Origin of the sequence: Methanorbis rubei, assembly GCF_032714495.1 — an archaeon.
Taxonomy (GTDB): domain Archaea; phylum Halobacteriota; class Methanomicrobia; order Methanomicrobiales; family Methanocorpusculaceae; genus Methanocorpusculum; species Methanocorpusculum rubei.
Genome location: NZ_JAWDKB010000001.1, coordinates 174,397 through 188,176, shown reverse-complemented (window position 1 = coordinate 188,176; position 13,780 = coordinate 174,397). Strand labels below are relative to the sequence as shown.

The following is a 13,780-nucleotide window of genomic DNA, read 5'->3' as shown; positions in this document are numbered from 1 at the left end:
CCCTGCTCTTTCACTGGGATTTCTTTTTCCGCATATTGGTAACAACATACAACTCCTCCTGAAGCAGACAGGACTTTTGCGCAAAAATTGCCGCGCCCCCACAAAATCCTGTCAATTATCCTGAGATAATGAGTATGTGGCTGGCATGGTATTATGAATCTATCTCAAAATAATCCGCAAAATTGATCACATTGATCAATTATGCTCGTTTTTTACGAGATAAAATACTCAATTTGCGGCCATATTATTCCAACGCAGGTGTTTTCATAAGTATTTCCCGAAAAATACGCACACGGGACTTCCGCGCGGACTCGATATGAATCCGGAAATTCCTATTCAAAAAATCTCAACGCCCAAATATCTCTCACCGGAAAAACAGCCGCCCAAAAACACCACAAACACAACTTTTTTTCTCGTCCCCCATCACCAAAAATCCCGCAAAAATTAATACCCCTCCTCGCAAAAACACTCAATTAACCAGATGCCGCAACCTCTCGCAAAGCGCCCGCATCACCTACGACCCGTCCGGTTGACAGCTCAAACAGAGCCCATCATTTAGCCGGTTTGCCCGACACGGACACCAACGCACCAATCAACAGACATCACACCAGCCGAGGCTCTCCAAGAAAAATGTAGAACATCTGATAAAACTATCTGAAAATATGTCAGAACATGACATAAAAAAACTCAGTATTATCTTACATCCCGATCAATCACAGAACGGGGACAGCGGAACAACCCCACCACCAACACCGCAAAACAAACATAGATGAATCATGAACAAACGAAAACCACACATCAAAACCATCGGACAGCTGCTTGAAAACTACAACCGCAGCATCTATGACGTAGACATCCATCTCCTCATCAGTGTCGACATGGCAGACTACATCATCGCAAAAACCATCGCCACCGGTAAAAACCGCAGCGAAACCATCCGCGAACTGATCCGCACCGGCATCAGAACTGATCAAAACAGTCCCTGAGACCCTTGCGTGAACCACATTAACGTCCTCTGCCGAACAAAAACAGAAGTGTCTGACCCCAAACTCCTGACTCAAACAGAAAATTTCCGGACCAGACATTTACCCTATACGACGCGAACCTTCAAACATCTTTCCCTCAAGAATTGATCAAGAGTCATGAGTCAATGATCAAGAGTCAAGAGTCATGAATTGATCACACACAGGAAAAAACAGACAACACCAAACTTGCGGCCCCGCGTTCTCTCTCATCGAAATGACAGACAACACAACATCCCGCAGTCCTGTTGTATACTATGCAGCTCAGACATAATAAATCTGAACAATTTCCTGATGAAAAAGAAAAAAGAAAAAAAGAAAAAAATAGAGAGGGGAAACTCAAACATCCCAGAAGGCTCGATCAATTCATGATCGTTGACTCATGACTCTTGACTCATGATCACGGCAGTGGTAAAAACCACAACCATGAGAATCGGACTCAACCTACAACTCGAAGAAGAGGATATCGCTATCCTCGACAAAATCCTGCAAGCAACAGGATTTGAAAGCCGTACCGACTACGTAACCGCCCTCTTGCAGACAACAATCTACGGCCCGTCCGCAGTCGGACAAGAAATTCCAGCTGACGCCAGCACATGGATTAAGGAAATCCGTGAGATCGCCCAAACGCGCGATGAAACACGCCAGGCAATCCTTGACGCATACGACGCAATTGCGTTTCCCGTGATTGCCATGCGGGGCGGCAAAACCGCACTCGCACTCCTCAGGGGCGATATCGAAACAACAGTCCTCGAAAAATGCGGAGTGCTCCCAGCCCCCGAAGACCTCGACTTCTGTATGAAAATTTATCAGAACATCAGGCGGCCCAAACTTCTCCAGCACCGGACCCGCGAACTCGCCGAAACGTTCCGGCAGGCAAAAAATCAGGGAGGCCGGCCATGACCAGACCCACAATCGCCATTCACGCAGGCGACGTAATCGCCTGGATGAAGTTTGCCACCGGAGCCTGGGACTACAACGTCGCAAGAGGCACCATCATGAACCGCCGGACGGGCAGGCCGGTCGCATTCCACCAAAACGGCGACGGATATCTCAGAGCAACCGTCACCATTCGAGGAAAAGTGATCGATATCCTCAAACATCGTGCGGTCTGGATTGCTGCGCACGGCATCCTCGGCCTCCCCTTGGACTACTCCCTTGAGATCGACCACATAAACCATGACAAGACCGACTGCCGGATCAAAAATCTCAGGCTCGTGACCGGAAAAGAAAACCGAAATGGCCCGCACCCGGGGAAACTCGCGCCCGAAACGGTTCGCGAGATCCGCAGACGGTTCGCCGAGCAGGCTGTCTCCTACCGCACACTTGCCGAGGAGTACCGCATATCGCAGGCATCCGTCTCCCGACTCATTCGGGGCAAAACCTACTGCGAGGCACGCTATCATGACTGAGGAGAACGTCTTCACGAGTTTTGCCTATCGGTGCCTGACCTGTGGGTTCAGATTCACCACAGGCGGTTGGACGCCTGCGGCGTCTCCACCGCCAAAACCCTCCCCGATTCTCGTCTGTCCGGCGTGCCAAAACCCTGCACTCCTCACCGAAGACGGTGAGATATATACTGTGGATGAGTATATCAGACTGAAAGAGAAGGTTGCCGCACTCTTCAGACGGCGGCAACTGGAGGCTGTCTTATGATCACGGCGGCAGAGATTCTGAACGACTGCCTGCTCCCCAGCTGGCCGCGGCCCGAGAATTTGTTTGAGCGGGCCTACTGGTGCACGGAGCTTGAAGGCAGTCTGCACCGGCTTTCGCTGCTGTTCAACGAGGAGTTCAATACGACGGTGTCGCAGATTACGGCGGGAAATCTGACATCGCCTGCATATGAGCTGAGGTTTCCGCAAGTGGCGGTCCGGCGGGTGAATGTCCCGCTCCTGAGAGAGGAGATGCCGAAGATGTTTTCCGCGGTTGCGTATCTTCGTGCGACGGATGCAGAGCGGATTCTCTCGCGAAAGCTGCTGTATGAGCTGTGCCTGGGGAGTGATCCCGACCGCACGGCGAGTCTTGCCGCGGTGAACATCGCTGATCTGGAGAAGTTTCTGACGAGGCAGGAGATGGATGGTTTTGTTCTTACGGACCAAAAGCCCCTGCGGCCGGTGATTGTGAAGCTCGGTGAGGATGCATGAGATGGTATCAGTATCCTGAGCTTGCCGACCGGGCGGCGCTGATGGAGCTTCTGCGTGCCGGTATGTCGGTGAAGGAGATCTGTCAGCACGTGGGATGCACGAAGACTGCGGTTGCGTCGGCGATGCTGAATCATGGGATTCACCGACCGTTCGTCGACGGGGTGACCGAGGAGCTGAAGAGGCGGCTGCGGCTGTAGATGAGGAATTTATTTTTATTTTTTTGAGTGGGGCATGATGAGATTTTGAAACGCGAATAGCGCGAATAAAAAATCGCCAATGGCGATTTTTCAAAAAAAAAATTGTTTTTGCTTTTTCTGAGCTAAGATACCTGCTTGAAAAATAAATAATATTCGTAACTCCTTAAAAATCGCCATTGGCGATTTTTTATTCCGCGAAGCGGTGAGCAGGACGAAGGCATGCGATTCGCGTTTGGCCGAAGGCATGCGATTCGCGTTTCAAATCAGGAAAAATTCCTGATAATCCTGAAAAAATTCAGATTCATCCCTCGCAAAATCCAACAAAAGAGTAGAGACTGAGGAAAACAGATCCGGACATTTTTTCCAACAGCCTCAGGAGAAAAAAATGCCACTCGACTTCATTCCAACTTCGGTGGTGAAGAGCGCAAAACGCGTCTTCACCGTGCCGATCACCGACGCAACCGCGTTCGATGCAAACATCGCCGCACTGAAAAGTGCCGAGAACCCGCTTGGTGCAACCCCGTACCAGACCTCCGGCCAGACGGTGGACGCAGTGTTTGTCAGTAAAGAGGTCTACAAAGCCACCATCGTCTACCTCAATCCTCTCGGAAAAGTGATCGGCGGTCTTGTCCTCACCGCTCCGACCAGAGAGGCCTATGATGCGATTATCGCCTCGCTTCTTGCAAACACTGCTCTCACCGGACTTTTCGGCGAAGACATGGTCGCAGACCGCGACAACACCAAGGACTCCTGGAGCGTCAGGGTCAAGGTCCATGATCCGACCGGCGAGAATTACCATCTCGACTTCAACAGAGAGGAGCTGAAGATCAGTTCTTACGAGGCTGATGCAATTCTTGCCAAGGTTGAGGGATGGGCGGACGACATTCAAAATCTCAACTAACCGCCCCGCTCTGATTCTAATGGGGGACTGCTTCCGCCCGGGAACCGGGCGGGACAGTCCCCCAGAATCAAACCGGCTCGGCATCTCGAGTCCCTGCGGGACTCGGTCTCATGGTTGATTGAGATAATTCAATCAGTACATTCAAAAAAAGGAGAATCATTATGGACACACTCACTACCATTCTTGTCATCGGCATTGCAGCTCAAGGCATCGCCTGCGCCGCACTGATTCTTGCAGGCCCTATTTATGCCTGGAACGATAGATGGTTGGATAGGACCCATCGGACAACTGCTGACGAAGATCGGGGGTAAAAACCCGACACAATTTTTTTTGCAAAGTCCTTTTTCAGGAATGATTATATCATTTAGATATCCATTTTCTATTACTATAGGGGGAATTATCATTATGAAAAAATACGGGATCCTGCTGATCCTTTTTATTATACTCTGCTGCGTTGGGACACCCGCAGTAGCAGCGGACGAAATTGAAACTACCGAGACACCAACAGCTCCGCCAACTACCATCGTGACAACCGCACCGACAACGGTGCCGCCAACAACAATGCCACCGACCACGATCGTCACAACCATACCAACAACACCGCCAACGACGGCTCCGCCAACCACAATAGAAACAACCATACCACCGACAACGGTGCCGCCGACCACCATCGTGACGACCGCACCGCCAACGACGGCTCCGCCAACCACAATAGAAACAACCATACCACCAACAACGGCGCCGCCGACCATCATCGAAACAACCGCAGCGCCCACAACACAACAAACCACCGCCGAACCAACAGCGCAGCCGACAGCTGAACCCACCATACCCCCCACCGCAGCCCCCACTGACGAAGAATTCCAGAGCAAACCCATAGCTGATGCCGGCGGCAAAATACCGAGCGCACAGAGCCTCGTAGAGGATGCAGCTGGCAAACTGAAACCACAGACACCAACCCCGACACCAGTCCCGAAAGATACCACACCGCCACTACCGACAGAGAATCCAGTAGTCCCGGTATCCGTATCAACAGGAACAACAACAGCCGCAACAACCGAACCAACAACTACAGCACCAACTGAGACTACAACAACAGCCACAACAACAACCGAACCAACTGAGACAACAACAACAGCCACAACAACCGAACCAACTGAGACTACAACAACAGCCACAACAACAACCCCCCAGTACCTCACCGGCGGACCAACCGAGGCTTACCCAATCTCCGGCGACGCACGCGAAGTATATCCAGGAGACACCGCATTCGTCTATGAAAAAATCCGCATCAACATAGCCCCGGGGCAGTACGCAACCTCCATCGCCTACATGAGCGGCTCTGCAAGCCCCTCGGCCCTCAACACCATCCCCGCTGACGCAAACGGCATCATCAACCTCCTTGACGTATCAGTCGGCGGCTACACAGGCAGCTACCGCATCTACGACGGCGGAAACTGGACAGGCAGTTACATCTACATCTGGCAGCCCGATCTCACCCTGCGGGGAGAACTCGCCGGCTCCACCGACTCCATCGATGGGCAAGCAGTCAGCAAAAGCAGCAGCATCCACTACCTCATCGACTCCCCCAAAGTAGGCCCCTCAGGCATCGGTGCAAAAGCAAACATCCTCATAACAACCCCGGTCGGCGGCCAGACCACCATGCTTGGCTACGTAAACCTCGCAAACCTTGACATCAACTCAGTCAGAATCACAACCCCTGACATCTCGCTCGCCGACCCCACACTCATCGGCGGCACCTACACCGCACGCGCCGAATGGACTGTCCCCCAGGCATTCGCAAACTATGCCAAAAAATCCAACACCGTCACCTTCTACCTTGGCAGCAGCACCGGAATCACCATCACCGCATCCACCGAATCCGTCGTTCGCAGCAACCCCTTCACCGTAACCGTCAGCGGACTGCCAAACACCCCCTACTACATCTCCCTTGACGCAGGAAAAAGTCCGGTCCCAGAACTCATCCCCGGCCAGCCCGGTGTCGTTCGCGGCTCGGAGAATCCTACCGTAACCATGGGCGGAACCGCAAAACCCGCACTCATCCCTGACGGAGCCTCAAGCGACCCGAACTCATGGGGCATTGTAACAACGGACGCATCAGGAAAACGCGTCGTTCAGTACTCCACTAACCCGGTGGACAACAAACCAGTCGAAGAAGGAACCTACACCATCAGAATCAACAATGTCGTAGACTACGGCCAGTCGGTTGGAAAAGGAAGCGACTACGACCGCGTGAACGTAAAAGTCACCAAAGGCGGCATGACGATTTCGGCGACGTCCGGGACCGGCTCCGGCTCCTACTATCTCGGTGAAGAGGTGAAGCTGACCGGAACCAACACCGACTCAGACACCACCTATCTCTTCCTGACCGGCCCGAACCTGAACTCGAACGGCGTAAAACTTGACTCGCCGTCGACGCAAGGCTCAACCAAAGTGCCAGTGAAGTCGGATCACACCTGGGAGTATCGCTGGGACACCAGCCAGACCGGTCTTGATGCCGGCAGCTACACGGTGTATGCGGTCAGTACGATGAACGACAAGTCGCATCTCTCAAGCACGCAGTATGCGACCTACTCGATTCAGCTGAAGCAGCCGAGTTTGAGCACCGGCACCTCAACGGTCGCCGCAGCGAAAGGGGACACGGTGCACATCAAAGGAACGGTGACTGGCAGCCCGTCGTCGGTGGCGATCTTTATCTTCGGCCCGAACTATTATGAGCGAAAGACGGTGTCCATCGACAACGGGATGTATGATTACAAGATGAACATCCCGGAGAGTATGTCGACCGGCGAGTATTTTGTGGTTGTGGAGCATCCGATGTACGACGGTAGGTTTGGTGTGCAGGAGATTCATCAGGATGGAAAGACGATTCTGGCGATGGTTGCACCAAACGGCGGCACCCAGAGTTCGTTTGTGGTGGAGGGGCCAGGCCGGCTGCAAGGATCGGCTGCGGCGAATGCGCTGGTGAAGATGCTGGACTCTCCCTACATTGATGATCTGTATACGACGCTGAAGCTGACGGTGCAGGCGCCGTATGTGACGATATCACCAATTGGCAATCAGTTTGTTGGCGATTCGTTTGTGATTTCAGGCAGGACGAATGTTGCGCCGGGTGATAAGCTGCTGGTGGAGGTTTCACCAAGTTCGTTTGTTCCGGCTGGCAAGAATCAGCAGACACCGGCAACTGGTGTGTCCGGCTCGGTTGTGGTCGCGAAGGGGTCGCCGGATAATGTGTGGAGTTTTGCGGTTGACGGCTCGCGCCTGACGGTTGATTCGTATACGGCGAAGGTGTCGGGTGTTGAGGTTACGGTGAGTGCGTCGCAGGTGTTTGATGTGGTGCAGCGGCCAATTGAGACGCCGACACCGCTGCCGACGACTACTGCGCCGCCGACGACTGTGCCAACACCTGAACCGACCGAGTCTGCGTCTGCCGCGGTGTGGTTTGCGGGACTTTTGGGCGCTGGTGTTGTGGTGATGCGGACTCTGCGTCGGTGAGATTTTCCTGCCCTTGGACTCACTCGGAGTAACCACGGAATGCACGGAGCACACAGAGTTTCACGGAAAAAATGCACGGAGAACGCCTGCGGCGCCGGAATGCACGGAATAAATTTTCCAAAAAATCAACAATTTTTTTAGTCGGATTACAAAATATCCCCTTTACTTATCTCTTCCGTGCATTCCGGCGCCGCAGGCGTTCTCCGTGCATTTTCACGAAGTGATGAGCAGACCGAAGGTATGCGATTTTCAGTGAAGCTCCGTGAAATTTCTGTGCATTCCGTGGTTACTCCAAGCGCGGCCACATGCAAAAAAAGATGAGATTTAGACCTGAGCAAGTGCCAGATCGAGGTCAGCGATGATGTCGGCTGAATTTTCCAGACCAATCGCAAGCCGGATGGTATCAGGGGCAACGCCGGTGGAGAGCTGTTCTTCAGGGCTGAGCTGCTGATGGGTGGTGGATGCCGGATGAATGATGAGGGATTTTGCGTCGCCGATGTTTGCAAGAAGCGAGAAGAGCTGGACGCTGTTCTGCACCTTGACCGCTGCATCGTATCCGCCTTTGACGCCGAAGGTGACGATCGGGCCGCCGGATCCGCCAAAGTAGCGGACCGAGTTTTTGCGGGACGGGTGATCAGCAAGGCCCGGGTAGTTGACCCATGCAACCTTCGGATGATTTTTGAGATGCTCTGCAACCGCGAGCGCGTTTTCTGCGTGGCGCTGAATTCTGAGGTAGAGGGTTTCCAAGCCAAGCGAGGAGAGCCATGCGTTGAACGGGCTGAGGGTTGCGCCGACGTCTCTCATGAGGGAGACGCGGATGCTTGTCGATACCGTGGCAGGACCGAAAGCGCTGTAGTGGACAAGGCCGTGGTAGGCCGGATCGGGCGTGGTGAATTTGGGGAATTTGCCGTTGTCCCAAGGGAATTTGCCGCCTTCGATGATGACGCCTGCGAGTGCTGTGCCGTGGCCGTTGACATATTTGGTTGCCGACATGACGACGATGTCTGCGCCGTGGTCAAGGGGCTTGACGGTGCCGACGCCAACAGTGTTGTCGACGATGAAGGGGACGCCTGCGTCATGAGCAATTTTTGCGACTGCTTCAAAGTCCGGGATGTCAAGTTTGGGATTTCCGATGGACTCGAAGTAGACCGCGCGGGTTTTGGGAGTAATAGCGTTTTTGAGTGCGACGAGGTCGTCGGATTTGACGAACGTTACGGTTCTGCCGAAGTTGGGGAGAGTGTGGTGGAAGAGTTCGTAGGTTCCGCCGTAGAGGTTGTCTGCGGAGACGATTTCGTCCCCCGGGTTGGTTACGGCAAGTATTGCGTAGCTGATGGCTGCCATTCCTGATGCGGTGCTGATGGCGGCGGTTCCGCCTTCGAGTGCGGCGATTTTTTCTTCGAATGAGCTGTTGTTGGGGTTGGTGAGGCGGGTGTAGATGTTTCCTGCGTCGGTGAGGCTGAAGCGGCCTGCGGCCTGTTCTGCATCGCGGAAGACGTAGGCGGTGGTCATGTAGATGGGTTCGGCACGGGCTCCGGTTGCGGGGTCAGGTTTTTGACCGGCGTGGATGGCGAGTGTTTCTTTCTGGTAGTTTGTATTGGTCATGTGGTAATCACCTATTTGTGAAAAAGTTCACGCTGTGAATACAGTTATTTTCTTTCAGTGATATATAGGTTTCTTTGGTTGATATTTTTTTGAGGCTTTGCGAGCTATCCCGTTAACTATAAATACGAGGGCGGTCAATGATGTATTCACACTGTGAAGTTCACAATGTGAATTGTGTGTCAGAACCAAAAATGTACTGAACACAGAAAAAAATCTACATGCCAAGTTGGCGGAGTGGCCACGCGATTGCCTGCAGAGCAATTCTACTCCCGTTCAAATCGGGAACTTGGCTTTCCCTGAGAAATCGGGATACCAAATGAATCAAACAAAAAAAATTACATGCCAAGTTGGCGGAGTGGCCACGCAATTGCCTGCAGAGCAATTTTACGCCTGTTCAAATCAGGCACTTGGCTTTTCCTGAGAAATCAGGAGAGCAAACAAAAAATTACATGCCAAGTTGGCGAGATGGGGACACGATTGCCGGCAGAGGTCGGGCGGCGAAGACGCCTCAGACCGAGCATGACGCGAAAGCGGCATGCGAGACAATTTTACGCCTGTTCAAATCAGGCACTTGGCTTTTCCTGAGAAATCAGGAGAGCAAACAAAAAATTACATGCCAAGTTGGCAGCGTGGAGACACGATTGCCAGCAGAGGTCGGGCGGCGAAGACGCCTCAGACCGAGCATGACGCGAAAGCGGCATGCGAGACAATTCTACTCCCGTTCAAATCGGGAACTTGGCTTGTCCCGAAGAATCGGGAGATCGAAATCAATCGCATTGTATCCATGCAGAATGCCAAAAACAGGATACACAAAAATTCACAAGCACCAGACCATTCCCGAAAAAAATCGGGAAAATCGAAATCAACCGCACTGTATCCATGCGGGATAGCAAATGAACAGGATATTTCAACAACTGATACTATGTCACAAAGAGCTATTGATGCGGTGTTCACCGGTCTGTATCAGCTGACCGACATCCGTGCCGTTCTTCGGAGAACCGCACCCCTGCATCAGCTGAACGAGTCGGAGAAAGAGAGTACGAAGAAAGCGATCGAACAGGTTCGAAAACAGCTCATCATTCTTGAGGAGGAGCTGACATGACCATCCGATGCGCAGCAGGAATTGAGACGCGGACCGTTGAAGAGGGATCGATTAACTTAGACCCCATTCAGGCGGCAGGACGGCTTACCCCTGAAGCAATGAAGGCCGTTATTGCCTGGGGCGACGGCTACTCGGTCTGCGACCACTGCCACAAACCATTCCGTTTAGACTATGTCACCAACCCGCCGATCGCAGACTTTCACACCGATCTCGCCCAGTGGCTCGGTATGGATAAATCCCAAGTGGTACCGGGCGCACGCCGTGCGTTTCAGGAGGTAACCGGAGCGCTCGTCGGCAAAGGCGAGCCGGTGATGATGACCGGTATGGGCCACTACACCGCATACCTCTCGGTCGAGGTGGTGAACGGTGTCGTCCGTGAAATTCCGCAGACACCGGATCATCACATCACCGCAGCCACCGCAGCCGAACGAATCGAAGCAGCGGTCAGAGAGTTCGGATACGCGCCCAAGCTGCTCTTCATTGATGCGGTGGACTTCATGTATGGAAATATGCATGATGTGAAGGGCGTTGCAAAGGTTGCGCACCAGTACGATATCCCGGTGCTCTACAATGGTGTCTACACGGTCGGTGTTCTACCGGTGAACGGCAAGGAACTTGGCGTTGACTTCGTGGTCGGGTCCGGCCACAAGAGTATGGCAGCCCCTGCACCCTCAGGAGTCCTTGCAACAACCGATGAGTACGCTGACGTTGTTCTCCGGACGACGAAGATCTCAGGCGACGTGACCGGCAGAAAATTCGGCATCAAGCAGGTGGGTATCCTCGGCTGTTCGCTGATGGGTGCACCGATCGTGGGACTGCTTGCGTCGTTTCCGGCGGTGAAGGAGCGAGTGAATCACTGGGATGAGGAACTGGCGAACCATAAGATTGTGATCGATGCATTACAGTCGATCGAAGGAACGAAGGTGGCTTCCGAGTTCCCGCGTCGTCATACGCTGACGAGGATGGATACGGCAGCATCGTTTGATGTGGTTGCCCGCACGCATAAGAAACGCGGCTTCTTCCTCTCAAGTGCTCTGGCAAAACGCGGTATCACGGGTATTATGCCCGGGGTTACGAAGCAGTGGAAGTTCAATACATATGGTCTTACGCGGGAGCAGGCAGAGTATCTGGCTGATGCCTTTGTGGATATCGCAGAAGAGAACGGCCTGCGGGTTGGATAAAAGCAAGGGGGTGATTCCCCTTGGACTATTTTTTTTGTATGTGGCTTTGCTTGAGCCTCCCACGGAAAAACCGAACACGCAGAAAATCTCACGGAAAAAAAACATCACAGAGCAGACGTGAACATCACAGAAATATCGTTTCAAATCTGAGTTCCGTGATGTTCACGTCTGCTATGTGATGTTTTTTTCTGTGATATTTCAGTGTGGTCCGTGTTTTCCGTGGGCTGAATTTTGTTTAGAATAAAGCCGAAAATTACCCATTCCACGAAAGGCTTCCAAGGAAGAGGTCTTCGTCGGGAGCGATGGACTCAATCACGGCATGCTCGGCGAATGTGTAGCGGTAACCGCGGACCAGCACGACAGGAACACCTTCATTTGCCTCGCCCATGAGAAGTTCAGCTGTTGACGCAAGCGAGTCCGCAATAGCACGGCGGGTTACCTGAAGCTCGTGGCCGAAGAGGTCAGGCTTGCCGCGTTCGTCGGTGATCGGAAGAATGCCTGAACAGCCAATAGCAACACCGGAGACACCGAGCCGCATCGCATGCGTGCGGGAGTCGATGATGATGACCGCGACCTCTTTACCGGTTCGTTCCCGAATCTCTTTTCGAATTCGCGCCGCACTGGCGTCGGCGTCCTCGGGAAGGCGGGTGACCCAGCCGTCCGGAGCATTGGACTCGTCGACTCCTGCATTCGGAAGCACGAGATTTCCCCGTGATGCAAGCAGAAATCCGGGGATGCCGCCAAGGATGCGGTCGCTTTCATCGATGACAACCTGAGCAAGCCTGGGGTCGAGTGAGTATTTTTTTCCGAGCGTTTCAGCCTCCTGCCCCGGCACGACGTCAGCGAGTCTGATATTTCGCCCTTCGGTGGTTGACAGCGGGGACTCGGCGAAGAGGAGAATGTCATTGTCGGCGATTTCGTGTGCGCCGGTTGCAGAAAGTGCGGTAAGCACGCGTCCGACGATGTCGTCCCCTGATTGCAGGAGGCCGGTGGATATCCCATAGACGGAAAAACCCGGGTTCATTGTGATAATAATTGGCGCTGAATACCTATGTGGGTTGTGTTCTGGATAAGGAGATATGAAACACGAATAGCATGCCTGCGGCCAAATGCGAATCGCATGCTTGCGGCCTGCTCACCGCTTCGCGGAATAGCGCGAATAGCGCGAATAAAAAATCGCCAATGGCGATTTTTAGGAAATTGCTCAGTATTTTATTTTAGATAGAAGCATCCAGAGAAACAAAACAAAATTTGAAAAAAATCGCCATTGGCGATTTTTCATTCGCGCTATTCGCGCTATTCGCGTTTTAAAATCACAGTAACCGCTCAAACACCAAAACAACATCCCGCACTGCCAAAACATCATGCACCCGCACAATGTCCGCCCCCTGCTCCAGGAGGAAAAACAACACACCAAGCGTCCCAAACAGCCGCTCCTCAGCAGGCTTTCCCACAGCATTCCCGATAAACGCTTTGCGGGAAACCGCAGCAAGCAGCGGACGCTCAAACTCCTGTAACAAAGAAAACCTCCGGCACAGCTCCCAGTCAGCATCAACTGACCTCTCCTCAACCCACTTCCCCACTCCCGGATCAAGAATCAGATCAGAAATCCCAAACCGCTCTGCCCGCTCGCACACCAGCCGCAGTGCCGAAAGTGTCCCGGAAAAATCAACCGGATCGCCGGGCCTGTTCCCTGCCGCCATCGCAATCACTGGAAGGCCCGAGTCCGCAGCGATTTTCGCATACAAAGGATTCCCAAGTCCGTTAATATCATTGATCGCCGCAATATCATACCGCAGCGCAGCATCCAAAACCTCAGGATGCATCGTATCAAGCGACAGAACAGCCCCGCACCCATCAAGTTCCCGCAGTGCTGCAACAACCCGCTCCCGCTCCTCAGAAACACTCAACGGCGGGGCGGTTAGTGCAGTACTTCGCGCTCCCAGATCGATCATGTCCGCACCCTCCTGCATCATCTCCAGAGCACGGACAAGAATCTCGTCGCAACGGGTAAACGAATCCGAAAAAAAAGACTCGGGGCTGATGTTCAAAACCCCCATAATCTTTGGCGAACTGCCTTCGCCAACCCTCACCCCTTTAATCTGCACCGCCATG

The 13,780-nt window shown here is 53.1% G+C and carries 14 protein-coding genes; 11 read left to right on the top strand and 3 right to left on the bottom strand.

Annotated elements, in window-relative coordinates:
* Positions 1 to 776: 776 nt before the first annotated feature.
* From McpCs1_RS00990 to McpCs1_RS00950, 9 genes are all read left to right on the top strand, one after another.
* Complete coding sequence (locus McpCs1_RS00990) at positions 777 to 986, top strand: hypothetical protein (protein WP_338095392.1); 210 nt, start codon at positions 777 to 779, stop codon at positions 984 to 986.
* Positions 987 to 1,418: 432 nt separating this feature from the next.
* Positions 1,419 to 1,925 (top strand): hypothetical protein, encoded by a 507-nt coding sequence (locus tag McpCs1_RS00985; protein ID WP_338095391.1) that lies wholly within the window; start codon positions 1,419 to 1,421, stop codon positions 1,923 to 1,925.
* Positions 1,922 to 2,434, top strand: a complete 513-nt coding sequence (locus tag McpCs1_RS00980; RefSeq protein ID WP_338095390.1) for an HNH endonuclease signature motif containing protein — start codon at positions 1,922 to 1,924, stop codon at positions 2,432 to 2,434. The genes McpCs1_RS00985 and McpCs1_RS00980 overlap by 4 nt, the downstream gene beginning before the upstream one ends.
* Positions 2,427 to 2,678: a hypothetical protein gene (locus McpCs1_RS00975; RefSeq protein WP_338095389.1), complete on the top strand. Its 252-nt coding sequence runs from the start codon at positions 2,427 to 2,429 to the stop codon at positions 2,676 to 2,678. The genes McpCs1_RS00980 and McpCs1_RS00975 overlap by 8 nt, the downstream gene beginning before the upstream one ends.
* On the top strand, positions 2,675 to 3,166 hold the full coding sequence (locus tag McpCs1_RS00970) for a hypothetical protein (RefSeq protein ID WP_338095388.1): 492 nt from the start codon (positions 2,675 to 2,677) through the stop codon (positions 3,164 to 3,166). Before McpCs1_RS00975 ends, McpCs1_RS00970 begins: the two co-directional genes overlap by 4 nt.
* Positions 3,163 to 3,363: a helix-turn-helix domain-containing protein gene (locus McpCs1_RS00965; protein WP_338095387.1), complete on the top strand. Its 201-nt coding sequence runs from the start codon at positions 3,163 to 3,165 to the stop codon at positions 3,361 to 3,363. Before McpCs1_RS00970 ends, McpCs1_RS00965 begins: the two co-directional genes overlap by 4 nt.
* A gap of 385 nt (positions 3,364 to 3,748) precedes the next feature.
* Positions 3,749 to 4,264 carry a hypothetical protein gene (locus McpCs1_RS00960; protein ID WP_338095386.1) on the top strand — a complete coding sequence of 172 codons (516 nt, stop codon included), beginning with the start codon at positions 3,749 to 3,751 and terminating at the stop codon, positions 4,262 to 4,264.
* A 161-nt stretch (positions 4,265 to 4,425) separates the two neighbouring features.
* The gene (locus McpCs1_RS00955; protein ID WP_338095385.1) at positions 4,426 to 4,575 is read left to right on the top strand and encodes a hypothetical protein; all 150 of its coding nucleotides are present in this window, start codon (positions 4,426 to 4,428) and stop codon (positions 4,573 to 4,575) included.
* 94 nt (positions 4,576 to 4,669) lie between these two features.
* Positions 4,670 to 7,780 carry a hypothetical protein gene (locus McpCs1_RS00950; RefSeq protein ID WP_338095384.1) on the top strand — a complete coding sequence of 1,037 codons (3,111 nt, stop codon included), beginning with the start codon at positions 4,670 to 4,672 and terminating at the stop codon, positions 7,778 to 7,780.
* A 324-nt stretch (positions 7,781 to 8,104) separates the two neighbouring features.
* Here McpCs1_RS00950 and McpCs1_RS00945 read toward each other — a convergent pair whose 3' ends face one another.
* On the bottom strand, positions 8,105 to 9,382 hold the full coding sequence (locus McpCs1_RS00945) for an O-acetylhomoserine aminocarboxypropyltransferase/cysteine synthase family protein (RefSeq protein WP_338095383.1): 1,278 nt from the start codon (positions 9,380 to 9,382) through the stop codon (positions 8,105 to 8,107).
* Between the two features lie 922 nt (positions 9,383 to 10,304).
* Here McpCs1_RS00945 and McpCs1_RS00940 point away from each other — a divergent pair.
* On the top strand, positions 10,305 to 10,484 hold the full coding sequence (locus McpCs1_RS00940) for a hypothetical protein (RefSeq protein ID WP_338095382.1): 180 nt from the start codon (positions 10,305 to 10,307) through the stop codon (positions 10,482 to 10,484).
* A gap of 2 nt (positions 10,485 to 10,486) precedes the next feature.
* Complete coding sequence (pscS, locus tag McpCs1_RS00935; RefSeq protein WP_338095577.1) at positions 10,487 to 11,665, top strand: O-phospho-L-seryl-tRNA:Cys-tRNA synthase; 1,179 nt, start codon at positions 10,487 to 10,489, stop codon at positions 11,663 to 11,665.
* A 253-nt stretch (positions 11,666 to 11,918) separates the two neighbouring features.
* Here pscS and cofE read toward each other — a convergent pair whose 3' ends face one another.
* Both cofE and folP read right to left on the bottom strand, forming a co-directional pair.
* Positions 11,919 to 12,689: a coenzyme F420-0:L-glutamate ligase gene (gene cofE, locus McpCs1_RS00930; protein WP_338095381.1), complete on the bottom strand. Its 771-nt coding sequence runs from the start codon at positions 12,687 to 12,689 to the stop codon at positions 11,919 to 11,921.
* A gap of 289 nt (positions 12,690 to 12,978) precedes the next feature.
* Positions 12,979 to 13,779: a dihydropteroate synthase gene (gene folP / locus McpCs1_RS00925; protein WP_338095380.1), complete on the bottom strand. Its 801-nt coding sequence runs from the start codon at positions 13,777 to 13,779 to the stop codon at positions 12,979 to 12,981.
* Between the last annotated feature and the right edge of the window lies 1 nt (position 13,780).